Source organism: Larkinella arboricola (assembly GCF_003259745.1).
In the GTDB taxonomy this organism is placed as follows: Bacteria; Bacteroidota; Bacteroidia; order Cytophagales; family Spirosomataceae; genus Larkinella; species Larkinella arboricola.
This window is the reverse complement of sequence record NZ_QLMC01000002.1, coordinates 39,738-60,507: the sequence shown is the minus strand read 5'-3', so window position 1 is coordinate 60,507 and position 20,770 is coordinate 39,738. Positions and strand designations below refer to the sequence as shown.

General features: G+C 53.1%; 12 protein-coding genes. 7 read left to right on the top strand and 5 right to left on the bottom strand.

Annotated elements, in window-relative coordinates; genetic code table 11:
* Position 1 precedes the first annotated feature (1 nt).
* The gene (locus tag LX87_RS07275; protein WP_111627564.1) at positions 2 to 370 is read right to left on the bottom strand and encodes a hypothetical protein; all 369 of its coding nucleotides are present in this window, start codon (positions 368 to 370) and stop codon (positions 2 to 4) included.
* Between the two features lie 136 nt (positions 371 to 506).
* Here LX87_RS07275 and LX87_RS07270 point away from each other — a divergent pair, with 136 nt between their 5' ends.
* Positions 507 to 1,274, top strand: coding sequence for a DUF2490 domain-containing protein (locus LX87_RS07270; protein WP_111627563.1), 768 nt, complete (start codon positions 507 to 509; stop codon positions 1,272 to 1,274).
* A gap of 63 nt (positions 1,275 to 1,337) precedes the next feature.
* On the opposite strand, the gene LX87_RS07265 is transcribed toward LX87_RS07270, so the two are convergent.
* From LX87_RS07265 to LX87_RS07250, 4 genes are all read right to left on the bottom strand, one after another.
* A complete protein-coding gene (locus LX87_RS07265) occupies positions 1,338 to 3,551 on the bottom strand; it encodes a hypothetical protein (RefSeq protein WP_111627562.1) in 2,214 nt (737 codons plus the stop codon).
* Positions 3,552 to 3,585: 34 nt separating this feature from the next.
* Complete coding sequence (locus tag LX87_RS07260; protein ID WP_111627561.1) at positions 3,586 to 4,797, bottom strand: sialidase family protein; 1,212 nt, start codon at positions 4,795 to 4,797, stop codon at positions 3,586 to 3,588.
* A gap of 3 nt (positions 4,798 to 4,800) precedes the next feature.
* Positions 4,801 to 5,865 carry a polysaccharide deacetylase family protein gene (locus LX87_RS07255; RefSeq protein ID WP_111627560.1) on the bottom strand — a complete coding sequence of 355 codons (1,065 nt, stop codon included), beginning with the start codon at positions 5,863 to 5,865 and terminating at the stop codon, positions 4,801 to 4,803.
* Between the two features lie 118 nt (positions 5,866 to 5,983).
* Positions 5,984 to 8,236 carry a ligand-binding sensor domain-containing protein gene (locus LX87_RS07250; protein ID WP_229310629.1) on the bottom strand — a complete coding sequence of 751 codons (2,253 nt, stop codon included), beginning with the start codon at positions 8,234 to 8,236 and terminating at the stop codon, positions 5,984 to 5,986.
* Positions 8,237 to 8,399: 163 nt separating this feature from the next.
* On the opposite strand from LX87_RS07250, the gene LX87_RS07245 reads away from it, so the two are divergent.
* The 6 genes from LX87_RS07245 to LX87_RS07220 all read left to right on the top strand — a co-directional run bounded on the left by LX87_RS07245 (position 8,400) and on the right by LX87_RS07220 (position 20,754).
* Positions 8,400 to 9,785 (top strand): purple acid phosphatase family protein, encoded by a 1,386-nt coding sequence (locus tag LX87_RS07245; protein ID WP_111627558.1) that lies wholly within the window; start codon positions 8,400 to 8,402, stop codon positions 9,783 to 9,785.
* Positions 9,786 to 9,966: 181 nt separating this feature from the next.
* Entirely contained in the window at positions 9,967 to 10,506 is a 540-nt protein-coding gene (locus LX87_RS07240; RefSeq protein ID WP_111627557.1) for an RNA polymerase sigma factor, read from the top strand.
* Between the two features lie 169 nt (positions 10,507 to 10,675).
* Positions 10,676 to 11,719, top strand: a complete 1,044-nt coding sequence (locus tag LX87_RS07235) for a FecR family protein (protein ID WP_111627556.1) — start codon at positions 10,676 to 10,678, stop codon at positions 11,717 to 11,719.
* 153 nt (positions 11,720 to 11,872) lie between these two features.
* Positions 11,873 to 15,442, top strand: coding sequence for a SusC/RagA family TonB-linked outer membrane protein (locus LX87_RS07230; protein WP_111627555.1), 3,570 nt, complete (start codon positions 11,873 to 11,875; stop codon positions 15,440 to 15,442).
* A 27-nt stretch (positions 15,443 to 15,469) separates the two neighbouring features.
* Positions 15,470 to 17,164, top strand: coding sequence for a SusD/RagB family nutrient-binding outer membrane lipoprotein (locus tag LX87_RS07225; RefSeq protein WP_111627554.1), 1,695 nt, complete (start codon positions 15,470 to 15,472; stop codon positions 17,162 to 17,164).
* Between the two features lie 173 nt (positions 17,165 to 17,337).
* A complete protein-coding gene (locus tag LX87_RS07220) occupies positions 17,338 to 20,754 on the top strand; it encodes a SusC/RagA family TonB-linked outer membrane protein (protein WP_111627553.1) in 3,417 nt (1,138 codons plus the stop codon).
* The last annotated feature ends 16 nt before the right edge of the window (positions 20,755 to 20,770 follow it).

Sequence of the window (20,770 nt, the reverse complement as noted above, 5' to 3'; positions counted from 1 at the left end):
CTTAATACGTTTTCTCCAGCAGAACGTCCACTTTTCTGGCGTCCTTCATGAACTGGTTGTACGAAATGCCCAACTGCGGCAGGGGCTGACCGGCACAATTAAAAATGTTGCTCATGGGCGATGACAGGGTAGGATTTGCAAAGACCAGATACTCCTCACCCTGGTAGGCATATACCACAACACTCAGCGGACCCGCTTTTGGTCGTTGAAAACCCGACAAATGTTGCTTTACCCAGGGTGTACTTTCCAGCGAAGTCTTTGTAAAGCACCGTTCTTTCAGGTCTGATTTTTCGCAGGAAATAAACAGCCACAGACTGGTCATGAGCCAGCCCGCACGTAGGGCGTGAATGGTTCTCGAAAACGATTTCATACCGGTGTCGCTCAATGGTTTATCAATTGATTCAGAAAAGACCCAAACGGTTGGAATCTAGCGTTGTCGAAGGCGGGTTTGCGGAAATATTTACAAAACGGCCTATCTTCCGGGGCCTTTCGCTGGTTAGTAGAGAATGAATCTCAAAAAGCTTAGCTGGCTTACGGTATTCGGGCTGGTGTCGCTCTCCGGCTTTGGGCAGCAAAAACGCATTCTGGACCACAACCGGATTGGCTGGTTTGTCTACAACGGCGATCATGAACTGAGCAAAAAGTGGTCGCTGCACACGGAATACCAATGGCGACGGATCGATTACATCCGCACCTGGCAGCAGTCGCTGGCCCGGCTGGGCGTCAAGTACAAACTAACGGAGAAGGTCCAGCTCGGCGGAGGGTATACCTATTTCGTGACGTTTCCGTACGGCGATCATCCCGTGGCCGACCAGGGCGTTCCGACGCCGGAACACCGGTTGTATCAGGACCTGGAACTGGCCGATACCGCCGGTCGGTTTGTGCTCAGTCACCGGTTTCGGCTGGAGGAACGCTGGCTCAGCGAACAAACTCCGGGAGACCCGCGCCGAATCAGCGGCTGGTCGTACGAAAACCGGGTGCGGTACCAGATCACCGTCAATTATCCGTTGAAGGGCGCTACCATCGACAATGGCGAGTTTTACCTGACCTTTTTCGATGAACTGTTTATCAGCTTTGGAAAAAATGCGGGCGCGAACATCTACAATCAGAACCGGATTCTGGGCGGTTTGGGCTACCAGTTTCGGGACAATTTTCAGCTTGAACTTGGGTTCCTAAACCAGATCACGCAGCACGCTGAGACCGATCCCACGACGGGCAACCCGGTTTTTGAGTTCAATAACGGTTTTCGGTTAAATGTCGCCTTTGGATTTTAAAACCATTTGGTAGAGTTGAGCAGGGTCTCCGCTCAACTCCACCAAATAGCTCTGTATTCTATATTACTTAACTGGAGCAGAAATTACGCCCAGATACCGTCCCAGCCAGTAGGGCAGCAGCCAGATGTCGCCCGCGCTATGCTCCGAGCCGCCATTTCGTCCCTTCCGGTCGAGGTTGAACATATTGCCGTTATGCCGCTGGATGGGCCGTTCGTCGGGCGGCAGGACCTCCCTGGTCGTTTGACGGCGGAAGTTTTCCGGCAACCGTTCAATGTCTTTGCGGTGGCTGTTCTGGATATTCCAGTCGATCAGGTCGAGCGGGTGTTCCTGCAAATACCAGACGGCTTCTTTCAAGTCAAAGTCTTTCACCCCGGTTATGGCCGTAAACAGGTTCCAGGCTCCCTCCTTCTCGGGGCGCTCGGCCTGCCAGTGGTCCAGAATCTGCTGCTTGTAGCGGGTTTTCAGGGTATCATTGAAGGCATAGCGGTAGAGGCCCCAGTAGCCCACAAAGTACATCTCGTCGTCGGAGTGGTTCCAGCCATCCGACATATGCTTGCTGTGCTCGTCGGCATCCTCGCCAGCCCGTCCGATCTCCTTCATGGACCGCATCATGTTGGCGTAATAACCGTGTTTCTGCATCAGTTCAAACGCCTTCTTCTTGTACTTTTCCTTTTTGGTGAAGTGATACGCGGTTTGCAGCATGGCCACAATGTTCGACGAGTTCAGTTTTCGGTCGCCCACGTTCGTCGGAAATGAGTTGACGTAAGACGGGTGCCACTTGCCCCATTGCGTCGGTTTTCCGTCAAAATCAATCAGGTACATATCGTTTTTGACGATGTGACTCATCAGCGTATCCATCAGCATAATGGCCCGGCTTTTCAGGTCTTTATCGGGAATCAGTTCGGCCATGGCGCCAAAGGCAAAGATGTGTCCGATGGCTTCGTCGCTACTCGTGGTCGATTTCCAGTCCCACTCCGGATTACTGGCGTGCTGCCAGCGTTCAGGATCAGAAAGTTCTTTTATATGGCCGCTGCGCTCAAACGACCGGGCCGGAAAACCGGGGACCGGATTGATGGTATACAACCGTTCCATCGCATCCAGCGATTCGCGGCAGTTTTGCAGGGCTTCAGGGTCTTTCGTTACGGCATACCGGAAAATCTCCCCGCCCAGGTACATGGAAGTCCACAGACCGTCATTGTCCGAATCGTCCAGATAGCCGGTCGAAATATCGCCCTTGTCCATTCCACTCAAGGTAGCGTTAAACCCAACCCGAATGTGGCGGCTGCGCACCTGTTTGTCGAAAAAGACGGCTTTATCGTGCAGCGTCATCTGCTTGAAAACGATCTGGCCCAAACCGGCTTTGGTCAGAATCAGGACCGATTTTTTGGGCCCTTCCGCGATGTGAACCACCTCGTCGCCGGGTAGCCAGCGTTCGCCGTTGTAGTAATCAAATTTACCATCCGGGCGCAGGGCAAACGCGCCTTTCGTAGAGCCAAACCAGAGCTTGCCGTCTACCTCGGCCACTGCCGTGATCTCGGTCCAGGGAAGCTTTCTGCGCACCTCGCCCACTTGCTTTTTCGCAGCTACGTCGAATTCCAGGTAGCCGTCAGTCGTTCCGACCACTACTTTTTTGCCCTGAGCCGCCAGATCAAAAGCCGTAAAGTTGGCACCGTCCAACACTTTGGTCAGTTTAGGACCCGTCACCGAAACCGTCGATAACGATTTTTTACCCAGCACCCAAAACTGATTGGCGCCGGGTTGGTACCGGATTCCGATTACCTCATCGTTGGGCAAACTACCCGTCCAGAGGCTTTTGGAATCTTTCAGCAACGTCAGCGATGAACCGTCCGAAACCAAAAACGTAAACCCCGGCGCACCGGCAAAAAACCGGGCTTTCGGCAGCGAATGTGCCGAGAAGAGCTTGCCCGCCCAGGCGTTGCTGAACACTACTTTATCGGTGAGGTACACCAGTTGCTGGTCGTACAGGCCCAAAGCCGTCAGGTTTTTATCCTTCGTAAACCGGTAATACTGGTCGGGTTTCAGCGTACCGGGGTGCAAAAACTGTCCGTCATGCGGGTGTAATAAATCGCCATTGGTATTAATAATCTGAATGGCCCCGTTGCGGTCGGTATAGGCGGACTGGAGTGTCCCACTGAATTTATCGGCGTAGTATTTAATACTGTAGTCCTGCCAGAACGGCTTGTCCTGATACACGGACTGGGCGTACGTTCGGCAAAAAATAAAGGCAATAAGGATGCAGTAACGAAATGTTCGCATAATCAATTGGGGTTGTATAAGTAAATGAAACCGCTCAGGGTTTGTGAGCAGTGACGGCTTGGGACGCAACGGCCACCGGATCAACCACGACGTGTCGAATCGACTTCTCGCCTTTTTCCAGGTGGTGCGAATACGTCATGTGCAGCAATCCGTCGGGCGTCTGAATTAGCGAGGGGTACGAAAACGCCCCCTGATTTTTCTGTTTGTCCTCAATCCGGATTTTCCATTTCCAGGTCTGGGCCTCGTCGTCCGACAGATACAGACTCAGCCGGTGACGGCCATTGTCGATGTCGTTGCCCAGAAAAGCCCACTTTCCATCCCGCAGCCGGAGCAGCTCGACGCTGGCGGTATTTGGAATCTCGGACTTGACAGTAGCCTTCCAGCTTTCGCCGTTGTCGGTTGATTCGCTAACGTGGACCCGGCTGGGCATATCGCCACTGTCGCGCATGTAAGCGATGATGGTTCCGTTGTTCCGGCGGGCCAAAGCCGGTTGAATGGGGCCGCGCCCCACAATCGGCAGGCTGGGCCGCCAGGTGGCCCCGTCGTCGTCGGAAATGGCAACCAGCGACATGTTCAACCCGTCGGAGTAGAGCGGCAGCAGAATCCGGCCGTTTTCCAGCAACAGCGGTTTGATGCGCGTCATCCAGCCCGTGCTGCGTTTCCGCAAATCCTGGCTGGCTTCCTGAATCATATCGTCGTATTGGGGGGCGTATTCGGCCCAGCCCGATGTATTTTTCGGCAAATCCTTGAACCGCTTCTCAACCTCCTCAGCAAACCGTTTGTCCGGCTTCAGCAGAATATTGTCCTGCCAGCTCCAGACCGGCGCACCCGGTTTGGTATAATCCGTAGCCGTTTTAAATCGAAGGATAGAGTTTTCCCAACGGTTGGCCACAACGGCAATCCAGACCAGAAACAGCTTCCCCTGACGGTTCAGAAACAGGACGGGATTGCAGTCGGGCAGGTTGGGCGTATCGGCCATGACAAAAGGTTCGCTCCAGGTGGTCTGGCCTTTACGCTGCCGGGCACCCATAATTTTCACATCGTCGGCCGAGCGTTCTCCGGTGCCCTCAAACCAGGCCGCCAGCAAATCACCATTGGGCAGGGCTACCAGGCTGCTGCCGTGAACATGGTGCTGCGTTTGATAAGGAAAGATAATCTCCCCCCGAACAACTGCCGATTTCGACTGCGCCAGTACGCTGGTCGTTAACAGAAACAATACTCCAAAAACTGTATACAACTTTTTCATTTTTTATTTAATAGATTTCCGACGTGCCATTAATTCACGCCAGGTGGTCAGCACGATGCCTTCCGATTGGATAAATGCTTTGAGTTCCGGGTCCATCATCGACAGCATATCGGCATACCGCGAACCGCCCGACCCGCTGATGTACTTAAATGTTTCATTCTGATCGTTGCTGTGAATGATTATCATGGCAACACCCGGTTTCATCTTGGTCAGAATTTCCTTAAACCGCTGCGTTTTGTATTTCCCCCAGGCTTCCGGGCTGGGGTTCGGATTGTCTTTCGGTTTCCAGCCACCGGTATCGGCATAGAGGTCATCCAGCACGGGCAGACCAGCTTTCCAGATTTTTTCGCCGATGGCCGGAGCTTGTTTGATGGCTTCGGGAATGGGCAGATTCATCCCTTCTTTCCATTTGCCCTCCGCTTTCAGCTTGTCGATCACCGGCTGAATTTCGCTATCGACCAGCAGGGTGTTGTTGCCACCGGGAAACATAACCGGAATACCGTACTCCACGCCCACTTTGATGTACCGTTCCAGAAAAGCCGGGGTAGCAAACAGGGTACCCATGTGCGAATCGAGGTGCGTCGGTTTTAAACCCATGTTCAGCGCCCGGTCAATCTGCGCCCGCATTTCCTGCTCCAGTTCGTCCGGACTCGCATTTTTCACCACTTCTGCCACCGACGGCCACAACGCGCCTTCTTTGTCGGTCAGGGTCGGCACCTGTTTGATTCCGGCCAGGGGCGCCCAGCGGTAATCTTTCCACTCGGAGGTCAGCGTCAGGTGAATACCGGCATCAATCGTCGGGTTTTTCAGCACATAGTTGACAAAACTGGCCGCCCAGGCGCAGGGCATCATGATGCTGGTGGACGTTGCGACCCCCTGCTCAATGGATTTGATCGTGCCCTGATTGGCGGTCAGGTACATTCCGGCGTCGTCGACGTGAAAAATGACAATCTTTTTGCCCTTCGGATAACCGAGTTGCTCGGCGTAGGTGGTTTTTGGCTGCGTGTGTCCGGTGAACGCTCCGGCTGAAAGCGACAGGAAAAGGGCCAGCGTCTTTAGTTTCTTCATCTTAATATATATCCGTAAGTTGTTTCGCGGAGGTAAGCAGAGGTTAATCAAGAGGTTAGCGGAGTCTCTGCTTAACGTTAAAAACTCCGGTTATCTCCGTGAAATAGCCCTTATTACCTCATTCAATCATTTTTAAATACCGTCTCATCCAGTATGGCAGGAGCCAGAAAACCGGCTCGCGTTCGATGCTGGGATCGCCGTTAATGGCCGCCCACGGGTTTTTATCCCAACGCACTACGGTTCGGATACTGGCAGGAGGCAATTCGTTAATCTGTAATTCGTCCAGAACCGGCGAACGGCTTATTTTCACATCTTCCCGCTGCGTGTGATCCACCACCCAGTTCACCAGATCGAGGGGCGTATCGACCAGAAAATCCACCGACGCAGGAAGGTCGGTTTGCTTATTCCGGCTGTAACAGTAAAAGAAATTGACCAGCGGATTGTGGTCGTTCCGGCGCCGGTCCATCCACGCATCCATGTGCTTTTCGTAAAACCCGCGCAGTTTCGGGTCTTTTTCGCATTGGATCAAAATCGGATAGACATAGGCTTGCAGCATTACGTCGAAATAAATAAACCAGGCCGGGTTCTGCTGCGGAATGGCGGCCATGTTGTCGAGGTAATGTTCCTGGTCGATCAGCCGACGGTATTCTTTCTCGTACTTTGGCTGACCGGTCATGTGGTAGGCCAGTTTCAGAAACGCCAGCATCTCCATCGAATTCTGGCTTTTGTCGGGAGCCCATTCCGGATCGCGGTTCAACTGCTCCGGCGACCACACTGCCCAGCGCGTTGGCCTGCCATCCACATCCACAAAATTGTAATTGTGCTTCATCAGGTAATCGACCAGCCGGGCCACGTGCTGCCGAACAATCGGCTTCTCGGCTTCGTCGGCCACCAGTTCGTAGTACAGAAAATAGCCAATCATGTGGCCGCACATTTCGTCGCTGCTTGTGTCGCCTTTCCAGAGCCACTTGCCGTCTTTCGACCTCCGCCAGCGTACTTCAACGGGTTTAAAGCGCGGTTCTTTCACCAGTTCGTCGGCCAGCTGGCGGGATGTGAAGGTCCGGTTTCCATCGTCCACTTCGGTCCAGTTGGCAGGCACGATGGTACGAGCAAAAAAACCGTCGGTGTCCGTCACTTCCTGCAATAATTTCAGAAACCGGAATGCTTTGGCGGCTTTTTCTCTGGCATCCGGATTTTTCGTAGCAGCGTACCGGAAACACTCCATGGCCAGGTAATTGCCCGTGTATTCGCCGTCGTTGTCGTCATCGTCGGGCGCAAAGGTCGTTGTATCGCCGGGCACATTCAGCTTGCACTGGCCCGCAATCCAGGGGTCTCGGATGTGCCGCTTCATCAATACCGTATAGAAATAATCATTCTTCTGGGCCAGGTTCATCTTCCGCTTTTTGATAGCGCTCACCCCCCGGGGAGTGGCAATCCAGGCGGTTCCGGCGGCATCGAACGCAATGGCATTCACTTTATCATCCAACAGCCACCGCCGACTGAACCGCAGCGAGTGATTGCCATTGGGCAGGTAGCGAACCACGCCCACTTCGGTGCCCACCCATATGGTGCTGTCCGGCGCGCGCTCGACGCAGGTGACGTAAATGGACGACAGGCCGTTTTCGGGTTTCAGCGTTTTTTCCAGTTGATACCCGTTCAGCACGCTGACGCCACCCAATCCGCCCGCCCACAGTTTTTGCTGCGAATCAAACGCCAGCCCTTTCACATAGGCGCTGATCAAATGATCGGTTTTATAAAAGTAATCGGTTAAATCGGCTTTGTAATGATACAAGCCCACATCGGTTCCAAGCCATAAACCGCCCCGACCGTCCGAGACGGCTTTTCGGATGGAACGGACATTGGGCAATTTCACCCGTTTCCAGCCGGATGCTTCCTGTCGCCAGACACCTTTGGGCCCACAGGCATAAACGCCTTCTGCGGCTACGCAAAGCGCCGAAATAGGCGCTTCCGGTCCATTTATACGTTCGAGTTCTCCGGCCCGATGCCGGTAGAGGCCGTTCCAGGCCCCCAGCCAGATGGCCGATTCCCGATCAACAGCCACGGCAAAAGCGGGTCCGCTGTCGGCTTCCGGCAGGACGGCTTCCCAGGTCCGCCCACCGGCTTTTTTCCGAAAAACACCGGTGGCAGTGGCCGCCCAGACGGTATTTTTCCCATCGACGGCCAGGCTCCGAACCTGGTTTTCTTCCGGATTCGGGCCAATCGGATACGGTTCGTGGTACTCCTGCCAGAAGGCGGTATCCTGATAAACCGTCTGCTGGCCCGCTACCTTGTCTGACTGGCGACAGGACCAGCCGGACAAGGCAAGCAGGCAGCAAACAACAAGCAGGTGGGTTAACCGGAATTCCCTCATCAAATCAACTTCAATTTCCTATTATACTCAACGGGCAGGTTTCCGGGCTATCCGAAAGTCTGAGCAATTTTACGGTTTTGTTAAATTGAAAAGTTTCATCGGGACACAATAGTCCTTTTACTGGGTTGGTCAGTACTTTTGATAGTCCTCATAAATAGTCCCTATGCGCGTCCGATTTAGCACTTTTTCTTGTTGGCTCCTTCTTCTGGCATCCAGCTTTCCGGCCCTGGCCCAAACACATAAAGACTATCTGCCCTCACCGTATCCGGACCGGCTGACGCTGGGCTGGCAGGACAATCCGGCTACGTCACAGTCGGTCAACTGGCGGACGGATTCGACGGTAACCAACGCCGTAGGGGCCATTGCCGAAGCCGACCCCTCGCCGGACGTGGAAAAGAAAGCCACGATTGTTAACGCCACAACGCAACGGGTTCAGCTCGACGGCACGACCAAGCTCTACCATACCGTTCAATTCAAGAACCTGAAACCGGGCACAAAATACAATTACCGCGTGGGTAATGGCACGATCTGGACCGAATGGTTTCAGTTTACAACCGCCAGCGACAAACCCGCTCCGTTTTCATTTATTTATTTCGGCGACGCCCAGAACGACATCCGGTCCCTGTGGTCACGGGCCATTCGGGGGGCGTATTCGACCATGCCCAGGGCGGCTTTCATGATTCACGCGGGCGACCTGATCACCACCTCTAATGCCGACTGGCAGTGGGGCGAGTGGTTCGAAGCGGGCGGCTGGGTAAACGGGATGGTGCCGACCCTGGCGACGCCCGGCAACCACGAGTATTTTAAGGACGATGACAATCGGCGGAAAGTATCGCGGCATTGGCGGCCCTCGTTCGTGCTGCCGGAAAACGGTCCCGAGAAACTGAAAGAAACCGCGTATTATATTGACTACCAGGGCACCCGGTTTATCTCACTGGATTCGCAGGGTGCTTTGCTCGATTCCACGGTGCTGGATCAACAGGCCGACTGGCTGGTGCAGGTGCTGACCAACAATCCGAACCGGTGGACCGTCGTGACGCACCATCACCCGATTTACTCCACCAAAAGCGGACGCGACAATGAGGAATGGCGGGCCAGAATGGAGCCGATTTACAAAAAGTATAAAGTAGACCTGGTGTTGCAGGGGCACGACCATACCTACGGTCGCGGGTTGAACATGCCGTTGGGCAAAGCCCGCAAATACCCCGATGGTCCAATTTACGTCGTCTCCGTCAGCGGTCCAAAAATGTACGACATTGGTTTGCAGGACTGGATGGACCGGGCGGCATCCAATACGCAGCTTTACCAGATTGTTTCCATCGACGGCGGCAAACTTTCCTACCAATCCTTTACGGTAACGGGTGAGTTGTACGACGCCTTCGATCTGACCAAAAACGCCAAAGGGCAAAACCAGTTGACCGATCGGGCACCGGCCCAAACCGCCGAACGGCTTGATCTGCCCTCGGAGTATCTAAAACGGTTTAAGCCAGAGCAATTAGAAGAATACAACCGTCGGTATAAGGAATACAAAGCCCGCAGAAAGCAGTAATAATCCGAATAACGCCCGTTGCGCAAATCGAGGATAGATTTACGCATTTTGCGACGCAGTTATTTTCCTAAATAATCTATATTAGCTTATCAGAAGTCTACACAACTGGTCAATCCATACCTAAGAAGAAGTACGAGTACCCAACGCCCGTAATTTTAACGATTCCTAATCACCCATTACAATGGATTGTCTTGATGAACGTATTCTCCGCAAAGTGATCCAGGGCGATCAGGCTGCGTTTGCGGAGTTATATAAGTACTACCGGACGCCCGCCCTTAAATTCTGCACGGCCCTTCTGAAGGATGAAGAAGAGGCCGAGAACATCATTCACGAAGTATTTATTAAACTCTGGGATCGTCGGAGCCAGATTAACCCAAGCCTGAACTTTACCTCTTACTTATTTACCTGTCTGCGGAATATGGCGTTCGACCATCTCAAGAAGATGGAGAAAAATAACCAGCTTAAGCAGGTGTATCTGGAGAAAATGGCAGCCGCCCGCGAGGAAGAAGTAGACGACAAGGAAGTTAAATTCCAGCTTCTTTACAGTGCCGTCAGTTTGTTGTCTGAAAAGCGCAAGCAGATTCTGTATCTGAACATTGAAGAGGGCAAATCGTACCAGGAAATTGCCGAAATGCTGATGATTTCCAAGAATACCGTTAAAAACCAACTGGTAAAAGCAAAACAATTCCTACGGGAAAAAGTCGATATGGCCACCCTGTAACTTGTCTTATTCCCTGTCCCGAACGCCATTCCAGCCCTGCGCCGGAATGGCGTTCACTTTATAAGCGACCGCAAAAACCTTTTCAGTTTTTTATAAAAATATTTCATTGAACAATAGCCTTTTAAAGAGAGCGGGCAGTATTATAGTCAGCTTACCAAACTCAACTGGAATGGTACGGTCCCGCGCCGAATATTTGATTAACAAGCTAATCAGCAACACATTGTCTGAGAAAGAACTGGACGAGTTGTTGGAAGGATTAGGTAAGGATGACGTGCTGAATGAATACTCACCGATTCTCGAACGCTATTTCAATGAATTAATTGAAGAAGAAAACCAGACTTATAAACCCGAATGGCGAATCAATCCGGACAATAAAACAACTTCGGCCAAACCTGTATCAACGGCCAGACACTTTCAAAATTTTTACGCTGATTACCGTCGGGTAGCCGCTTTTGTCGCCCTGCTGTTTTGTCTCGGCACGGCGTATTATTTCATCTCCGGCGACCGCATAAACCGGTTGCAGACGCTGCTTGAGTCTAACCGGGGCAGCCAATCCAGAGCGGGTCTTATCACGCAGGAGGAAATTGCTCCGCGCGGAATCCGGAGAAGTGTACAGCTCAGTGACGGGAGCCTGGTCAAGCTCAATTCAGACACCAAAATGAGCTTTCCGCAGACGTTTAACGGGAGCAAACGGACGGTTGCGCTCAAAGGAGAAGCCTTCTTTAACGTGGAGCGTGACGAGTCGAAACCCTTTATTATCTCGCTGGAAGGCGTTACGATTAAAGTGCTCGGAACTTCTTTTAATGTCAAGAATTATACCGACGAACAGGAGGTCGAAGTAACCGTCCGATCGGGCCGGGTTAGCGTGAGTCTGGAATCAGATTCCAGCGCATCAATAATCCTTGAAAAAGACCAGAAATTAACCTTCAATAAAAACACCGATACGTTCCATATAACGGGCGTTAACGCCGAACAGGAAAGTAGCTGGATAAACGGATCGCTTCAATTTAATAAAACACCGCTGCGCAATGTAGAACACACGCTTGAAAAGTGGTATAATGTTGATATTATAATCCAGGACGAATCGCTTTACAAGGCCTCATTAACAGGTAGCCACTTAAATGAAAGCCTTGTTTCCATGCTTGAATCAGTCACCTATGCGATTGGTGCTCAGTACAAAATACAAGGGCGAACCATTGTTATAGGAAATTAACAAATTCTTAAATGATAAAACAATGAATCCAATCGCTAACTCCTCGTAATTTGATGTGGAAAGTAGATGAATTGACCATACAAAATCCAACCTATCTACAAATATAATTCCCTTTTTACATCCCTTATGAACTCAAACTTTATCTTCCACCGAATGCTAAGGCACCTCTTTGCAGTAGCCTTACTCGCGGGGATTTGTTGCTCCGCAGCCTGGGCCGACCGACCGGAAATCGACCTGGAAAACGTCAAAATAAACCTATCCCAAGAGGAAGGAAAAATCAGTACTATTATTGATAAGATAACCAAAGTTACCGGGTATGTTTTCCTCTACGAAGACAACCTGAAAACGGATCTTGACAAACGCGTTCGTATCGAAAATGGAACAACTCTACAAACTATCTTAAACAGCATTTCCCAGCAGTCGGGACTGGAATTTAAAGCCGTCAACAAAAACATTGTTATCCGAAAAAAGGGCGGTTCGGGCCTCGAGCCCGGCGACGCGAAACAAAGCCGTAAAGTAAGCGGACGCGTCACTTCCAAAACCGATGGTGCGGCCCTGCCCGGCGTCAACGTCGTCCTGAAAGGCACCCAGACGGGTGCTAATACCGACGGAGATGGCCGGTACTCAATCGACGTGAGTGGCTCAAGCCCGGTGCTTGTTTTTTCCTACATCGGTTTTGAAACCCAGGAAATAGCGGTTGGCAGCCGCAGCACCATTGATCTGGTGTTGAACGAAAGCGCCGAAACCCTCCAGGAAGCGGTGGTAACGGCTCTCGGTATCAAACGCGAAAAACGCTCGCTGGGGTATGCCGTGTCTGATGTCAAAGGCGATGCCATCACGGCGGTTGCCCAGGAGAACGTCATGAACTCCCTGGCAGCCCGCGTGCCGGGGGTTGCCATCAACCAGACCAGCGGAGCCGGTTCGTCCATCAGCGTCGTGATCCGGGGGGCCAAATCCCTCACCGGCGACAACCAGCCGCTGTTCGTCATCGACGGCGTTCCGGTAGCCAACAGCTTGAACAACCTTCGCTCGATGGGGGATCGGAACAACGTTGACTACGGTAACGCCATCTCCGACCTGAACCCGGAAGATATCGAAAGCATTTCGGTACTGAAAGGCCCCAGCGCAGCCGCCCTGTACGGATCACGGGCCGGTAACGGGGTTATTCTGGTAACAACCAAAAAAGGCGTCAAAGGCAAAGGCGTCGGCATTACGTTTTCGACCAGCAACGTCTTCGAACAGCCCTACCGCTACCTGGATTTTCACTACAAGTACGCCAACGGTGACCGCAACAACCGGCTCGACGAAAGCTCGGCCTACTGGGGTGGACCGGCCCTGGATGCGGGCAACACTGCCGTTCAGTGGAACAGCCCGGTAGGACCCGACGGCAACAAGATTGCCACTCCGCTCCTGTCGTACAGAGACAACATGAAGAACTTCCTGGAAACCGGTATTACCTCGACCAACAACCTTGCGTTGGCGGGCTCAGGGGAAAAAACCACCTACCGGATTTCGTTCAACAACATGACCAATAAAGGCCCCATTCCGAACTCCGATCTAAACCGGAACTCACTGGCCTCGGCGGTAACGTTCGACATCAGCAAAAATTTCAAGCTGAACACGAACCTGAACTTTGTTCGCTCGAACTCCAACAACCGTCCGTCGACCAACAACCGGGGTGCTAACCCGCTGGAGGCCGTTTACCTGTATCCGCACGTGGATGTTCGCGCGTTGAAGGACTACTGGATTCCGGGAAGTGAAGGAATCCAGCAACTGACTCCGTCATCGAATGGCGATAACCCGTATTTCCTGGCCTATGCCCTCACCAACGGATTTAAGCGGGACCGCGTTTTTGGAAACCTCAAGCTGGACTGGACCATCACGCCGGAACTGACGGCTTACGTCCGGGGCGCACTCGACAACTTTGTTGAAAACCGTGAAACCAAAATTCCCTGGAGCTACTCACGGGGTAAAAATGGTGGGTACTACCTGCAGGACATCTCCCGTACGGAAACCAACGTTGACGCTATGGTCACCTACCGCAAGAAAATCAACGATTTCGACTGGAGCATCTCCGGGGGCGGTAACGTAATGAACCAGAACTACCGCGATTCGTACATGGGTGGTGCGCAGTTGACAATTCCGAACCTGTATCGGATCTCCAACGTGCCGAATACTGCCCTTGGGTTTACCAACAGCACCGCCCAGAAAGCCATTTACAGCTTGATGGGAACGGCCAATCTGGGTTATAAGGATCAGGTCTATCTGGATCTGACCGCTCGGAACGACTGGTCAAGTACCCTGCCGGCCGCGAACCGTTCGTACTTCTACCCCTCCGCGTCGTTGAGCTGGTTGGCCAACTACACCTTCAACCTGCCGCAGGAAATCTCCCTGCTGAAACTTCGCGCCAACTGGGCACAGGTGGGTAACGATACCGATCCGTACCGGCTGGTGCCGGCGCTGGGAACAGGAACCTGGGGTAGCCTGATCACCACCAACTACCCCGGAACGCTGTTGAACCCGCAATTGAAACCAGAAATTCAAACCTCGACCGAATTTGGGGTAGAACTGAATCTGTTTAGCAACCGGATCCGGTTAGACGCTACGTATTATAACGCCGAAAACCGCAACCAGATTCTGTCGGTTACCACCCCGACCTCTTCCGGTTATGGCAGCAAGCTGATCAACGCCGGGGCGCTGGTGAGCAAAGGCTGGGAAATCATGATTGGGGGTACGCCCATCAAGGATGCCAACGGCTGGAACCTCGATCTGAACATGAACCTTACCCGCAACCGCACCACCATCAAGGAACTGGCTCCGGGTATCGACTTCTACCAACTGTGGGACGACAACAACGGGGGATCGTTCTCCTTTGTGGGCGAAGAACTTGGCAACCTGTATAGTCGCGGTTTTGCGACCGTAAAAGACCCGAATTCTCCGTACTACCGCTGGCCCATCCTGAGCCAGAATGGCGAATGGATTGCCCAGAACAACCGCGAAGACCGCGTGAAAGTGGGTAACTTCAACCCCCGGTTTATCATGGGTATGCAGGCTTCGCTTTCGTACAAACGCTTTACGCTGAATGCCAGCTTCGACTGGCGGAGTGGCGGTAACTTCCAGTCGTATACGTACCGCTACGGAGAGTCTGACTGGCGGTCACAACGGCAATTGGACAACCTGATTCAGGGCGGAAATTACTCCGCAGCGGAGCTGGCGGCCCTGCTGAAATCAGATCCGGAAAAATACATCATTCCGCAAAACGGAAACTTCCCCCGCGTTGGCGGCCACACGAAAGAAACGGGTGGTATGGGCTTCGACTCCAACGGCGACGGTGTGCTGGAATACGACGGCGGTTTTATCCCGGGTGTCATTCAGAATGCCGATGGCTCGTACACCGAACACCTGGGCGGCCCCGGCACGAAAGTCTATCCGATCACCGACACGTACCCCTGGAGCTACAACCAGCAGATTACCTTCGACGCGTCGTTTATTAAACTGCGGGAACTCTCTTTTGGCTATAGCGTCCCTAAATTGTTTGGTCTGCGCAACGCTAACATCTCCGTTTACACGCGGAACATCATGCTGTGGACGGCCTCTAAAATTGGTATCGACCCCGAGCGCGCCTTCCAGGCCGATGGCGGCCGGTTCCGTCAGGGCATCGAATTGCAGAACGTAATGCCCTGGATGATTCCGGTTGGCTTTAAACTTGGTTTCAGCCTGTAATCGTTAAGTTACCAGAAACGAAAGAACATGAAACGAATTACCTTTTTTTCCAAAGCACTTTTCGTAATGGCTCTGCTAACGTTCTCGTCCTGCGAGGACAAACTCACGGAGCTGAACGAAAACCCCAACGTGGTTGCCCCTTCCTCAGCCAACCCGAATATGCTCATGCCGACGGTCATGGCTGAAGCGGCAAAAAAATACCTCGACTGGGGATACGGTGATGCCGCCGGTATCGTACAGCACACCCAGAAAGATGGCTGGTTCTCGGGTCACAACCACTACGACTGGTCGCCGACCGACTGGAGTGACTACTACAACCAGTTGCGGAACAATGATTTCCTGTATAAGCGTGCGGTAGCCCTCAACTATAAATTCCACCAGGGTGTCGCCCTGACGATGAGAGCTTTCCTGTTTGGTAACATCACCGATCTCTGGGGTGACGCGCCGTACACCGAAGCCCTGAAAGGCGACGTTTCGGATGACATGATTCGTCCGAAATACGACAGCCAGGAAGTGATTTACAAAGGCATTATCGAAGACCTGAAAGCCGCTTCATCCCTGTTTGCTTCCGGTGATGTAACCGGTTATCGGACGGGATACGATGTGTATTACAACGGAGATCCCGCCAAGTGGCAAAAATTTGCCAACTCGCTCCTGCTCCGGTATTACATGCGAGTTTCGGCGAAACTGCCGGATGTCGCCAAAGCCGGTATCGAGAGCATCTACTCATCCGGTATTTACATCAAAGCGGCCAGCGAAGATGCCGCGATGGACTATGCTGGCGGTGTAGCAGGCAACTCCTGGCCCGGTGCTGCCGAGTTCAATACCGATCCTTCAGAGTTCCGTCGGCGCAAGCCCGCCAAATTATTGATGGATCAACTCATTGCCACCGAAGATCCGCGGTTGAAAGTGTGGTTTCAACCAGTCTACGTTCGCTGGGTAGCTGATCCGACGCTGGCAACGCCCGTTGATCAATTCATTCGCAAAAACGGTGTTATCCAGACGGGAACGGTTTCCTTAACGGATGCTCAGTTCTTAACGGAAACGAAAGCGGGCAACAAGTTCACGCGCCACTATAATCCGAACACCTTCACGGTAGCCGTTGACACCCGCGAGTATGTGGGGGTTCCGGCGGGTCTGATTGATCCGAGCTCGTTCAACTACAACCCAACGCCGGGTCAGGTGGTACAGAACCAGCACGTTTCCCAGTTGTCGGAAACCTACCGGGGCACCAGAGGTGGTTTGTTGAAAGCCCGTCTGATCTCAGCGGCCGAAGTTTCGTTCATTCTGGCCGAAGCCGCTCAGAAAGGCTGGTCGGTTGGTGCTGCTGAAACGCACTACAATAACGGGGTCAAAAACTCGCTCGATACCTGGGGAGCCAGCAGTTCCTACGCTACCTTTATCGAGAAAAACGGCGTGAAATTCAACAACACGCTGGCGCAGATCATGGAGCAGAAATGGATCGCCAGCTGGACCTCGGCCATCGAAGCCTGGATGGACTACCGTCGGACCGGTCTGCCTGCGTTCAAAGCAGGTCCGGCAGCTCCTGAAAGTGTGTTGCCGGTTCGGTTTATCTACGGTGATAATGAAACCAACTTCAACAATGCGAATTCGGTGAGTGCGCTGGGCAAACTGGAAGAAAATACCCACACCAAAATCCGGGGTAAAAACAGCCAGTGGGCCAAACCCTGGGTTATTCAGGGAACCGGCAAACCCTGGTAATTGGGTAGCTGGCACATAGTAGTACGCAACATACGAAAAAGGGTGGATTTGCGTCCACCCTTTTTTTCGCGCAAATTATTTATATTATAGCGTCATATCCTTATAGTTTACCTCCTTATCTCTTTTTCGAATCGCCGTACACCTACATTTCTAAACCTCTACACAGAAAACCTATGAATCAAACTTCTATTCATCCGCAAAGGCTTCGGTGTTTGCTGGTTGGCCTGTGGTTACTGGCGCTGGGTCTGTCTTCCGCCTGGGCACAGACGGCCCGTCGGGTAACCGGAACCGTCCGGTTAGGCACCGACAACTCCCCCATTCCCGGCGTCAACGTACTGATCAAAGGCACCCAGACCGGTACCACCTCCGACCAGAACGGTCGGTACACGCTGGATGTCAGCGGAGCCAGTCCGGTACTGGTGTATTCGTACATTGGCTACAAAACCGAGGAAGTACCCGTTGGAAACCGAAATATCATTGACATTACCATGACCGAAACGACGGAAACCTTGCAGGAAGCCGTCGTAACAGCCCTTGGTATTAAACGCGAGGAGCGTTCGCTCGGTTACTCGGTCGGCAAAATTGAGGGCAAAGACCTGACCCGCGTGGTGCAGGAAAACGTACTCAACGGCCTGGCCGGAAGGGTAGCCGGAGTCAACATTAGCGCCACTGGCGGTACGGGTTCGTCGGTCAGCATGGTGATTCGGGGAGCCAAATCACTCAGCAACGACAACCAGCCGCTGTTTGTGGTCGATGGTGTTCCGATTGCCAATACGCTCAACAACGTCAGTCAGATCGGTACCGACAACCGGGTGGATTACGGCAATGCCATCTCCGGCCTGAACCCCGACGATATCGAAAACATTTCCATCCTGAAAGGACCGAGTGCAGCCGCGCTCTACGGAACCCGGGCCGGTAACGGAGTGGTCCTCATCACCACCAAAAGTGGCTCCAGAGTTAAAAAACTGACGGTTAACATTACCTCGAATACCGTTCTGGACCAGCCGTATAAATTTCTGAAATGGCAGACCGGCTTCGGTTCGGGGCAGTTTTCGGCCATCCCGGTTTCGGTCAGCAACAACCCGCTCACCAATCCGTTTGGCAAACTGGTTCAGGAAGAAATTGGCGCTACGTACGGCGCAGAACTGGACAAAGGGTACGAGGAAGTGCAGTGGAACAGTCCGCTGGACGCCAATGGCAAACCCATTCCGATGCCGCTGGTTTCGCACAAAAACAACGTCCGGAATTTCGTGCAGACCGGTATTACCACCACCAACGGAATTTCCATTGCCAACAACACCGACCAGATCACGTACCGGATTTCGTACTCCAACATGCAGAACCGGGGCATTATCCCGAACACCGACCTGTTCAAAAATACCTTAAACCTGAGTTCTTCCCTGAAGCTGAACGATAAACTCCGGCTAAGCACCAACCTCGACGTAAGCCGCAACAACTCCAACAACCGCCCCGCCGGAAACCGGGGTGGCAACCCGCTGCAAGCCGCCTACAACACCTCACCCCATATCGACATCCGGGATATGCGGGATTACTGGATGCCCGGTCAGGAGGGATTGCAGCAGCGCACCCAATACAACGGGGTTTATAACAACGCCTACTTTCTGGCGCACGAGATCAACAACAGCTTCACGCGCGACCGGATTTTTGGCAACCTGCGCGCCGACTGGCAGATTACGAAGGATTTCAGCTTCATGGGCCGGTATTCGCTCGACACCTACCAGGAGCAGCGCGAAACCAAAATTGCCAACAGCTACGTCAACGATCCGCGCGGAGCCTACGGTCTGATTAACATCGGCTCGTTTGAAAGCAACGCCGACTTTCTGGCGACCTACAAAAAAGACATAAGCAACTTCGGACTGTCGGTATCGGCGGGCGGAAATTACCGCTACCAGACCGGCTCGAACATCACCAATGCCACCCGCAACGGCACCGGCCTGATTGTTCCGGGCGTATTCACCATCCAGAACATCGCCCCCGACAACCTCGATTACAACAGCAACAAGTTTTACCGGGGCATTTACAGCCTGTACGGTCTGGCCAACCTGAGTTTCAAAGACATGGTGTACCTCGATCTGACGGCCCGCAACGACTGGTCGAGTACGCTGCCGGCCAACAACCGTTCCTACTTCTACCCGTCGGCGTCGCTGAGTGTGCTGCTGAACGAAATCCTGCCGGTTTCCAACACCATCAGTTTACTCAAACTGCGGGGTGGGGTCGCGCAGGTGGGCAACGACGCCAATCCGTACATGCTCCTGAGCACACTGACCAACGCCGGGACCTGGGACGGTATTCCGCGCCTGAACGTACCGGGAACGCTGCTGCTGTCGGGCCTGAAACCGGAAATTGCCACCTCCTCGGAGTTTGGCCTTGACCTGAACCTCTTCCGAAACCGGCTGCGGGCCAGTGCCACGTATTACGTCTCGGAAAACCGAAACCAGATTCTAAGCACCAAATTACCGCCTTCTTCGGGGTACACGACCAAAAACATCAACGCGGGTCTGCTCGTCAGCCGGGGTGTAGAACTGACGCTCGGCGGCACACCCATCGAGAAAAACGGCTGGCGGCTGGACGTGAACGCCAATCTGACCCGCAACCGCACCACCATTGAAAAGCTCTCCGACGACCTCCCCTACTTCACGCTCTGGACCGACGCCAGGGGCGGGGCCTGGACGTACGTGGGTGACGAAATCGGTGATATTTACGACTCGAAAGTGGTGACGGTAGAAGATAAAAATTCCCCCTACTTTGGCTATCCGATTCTGGACCAGACCGGTAAATGGCAGTACATCGACGCCATCGATACAAAGAACAAAATCGGCAATTTCAACCCCCGGTTTCTGCTCGGTCTGCAAACTTCGCTCACCTACCGGGGTTTCAGCCTGAACATGACCTTCGACTGGCGGAACGGCGGAGATTTTGTTTCCCAAACCTACCGCTACGGGGAGGAAGATGGCCGCTCGCAACTGTTCTACGACAAGCTGATTAACCCCAACGGCCTGACCGGCGACGCCCTCCGCAATTATCTGGTGGAGAATCAGGACCGAATGATTCTGATCAGCGGCAACAACTTCCCGCTGGTGGGTGGCCCGACACCCGAATACGGCAGTTTCCCATTTAAGTACGGTCCGTACACACTACCCCACGGCGGGGTGTTCATTCCGGGTGTCATTGCCACCGGCTACGACGAAACCGGTAATCCAACGGGTTACAAGGAAAATCTGGGCGGCCCCGGTACGATGATGCTGCCCTTCGCCGGAGCAACCACCTGGTCGTTTACACGGGCCAACCTGTTTGATGCGTCGTTCCTGAAACTCCGCGAAGTATCGCTGGGCTACGATTTGCCGCAGGGACTGGTCAAACGAATCGGTTTGCAAAATGCGAACGTGTCGGTCTACAGCCGGAACATCATCCTCTGGACGGCGGCCAAAATCGGTATCGACCCCGAAATGGCGTTTCAGATCGAGTCGGGTGTGCAGGGTTCGGGTATTCAGTTCAAACAGGGTATCGAGCGGTATAACGTCATGCCCTGGGTTATTCCGGTGGGCTTTCGGCTTGGTTTAACGTTTTAACCGGTTTTCTTCATCA

Bases quoted from the DNA above. Each gene is read 5' to 3' on its own strand.
- LX87_RS07220 (WP_111627553.1), top strand. From the start codon at position 17,338: ATGAATCAAACTTCTATTCATCCGCAAAGGCTTCGGTGTTTGCTGGTT.
- LX87_RS07230 (WP_111627555.1), top strand. From the start codon at position 11,873: ATGCTAAGGCACCTCTTTGCAGTAGCCTTACTCGCGGGGATTTGTTGC.
- LX87_RS07275 (WP_111627564.1), bottom strand. From the start codon at position 370: ATGAAATCGTTTTCGAGAACCATTCACGCCCTACGTGCGGGCTGGCTC.
- LX87_RS07225 (WP_111627554.1), top strand. From the start codon at position 15,470: ATGAAACGAATTACCTTTTTTTCCAAAGCACTTTTCGTAATGGCTCTG.
- LX87_RS07240 (WP_111627557.1), top strand. From the start codon at position 9,967: ATGGATTGTCTTGATGAACGTATTCTCCGCAAAGTGATCCAGGGCGAT.
- LX87_RS07235 (WP_111627556.1), top strand. From the start codon at position 10,676: ATGGTACGGTCCCGCGCCGAATATTTGATTAACAAGCTAATCAGCAAC.
- LX87_RS07250 (WP_229310629.1), bottom strand. From the start codon at position 8,236: ATGAGGGAATTCCGGTTAACCCACCTGCTTGTTGTTTGCTGCCTGCTT.
- LX87_RS07245 (WP_111627558.1), top strand. From the start codon at position 8,400: ATGCGCGTCCGATTTAGCACTTTTTCTTGTTGGCTCCTTCTTCTGGCA.
- LX87_RS07270 (WP_111627563.1), top strand. From the start codon at position 507: ATGAATCTCAAAAAGCTTAGCTGGCTTACGGTATTCGGGCTGGTGTCG.
- LX87_RS07265 (WP_111627562.1), bottom strand. From the start codon at position 3,551: ATGCGAACATTTCGTTACTGCATCCTTATTGCCTTTATTTTTTGCCGA.
- LX87_RS07255 (WP_111627560.1), bottom strand. From the start codon at position 5,865: ATGAAGAAACTAAAGACGCTGGCCCTTTTCCTGTCGCTTTCAGCCGGA.
- LX87_RS07260 (WP_111627561.1), bottom strand. From the start codon at position 4,797: ATGAAAAAGTTGTATACAGTTTTTGGAGTATTGTTTCTGTTAACGACC.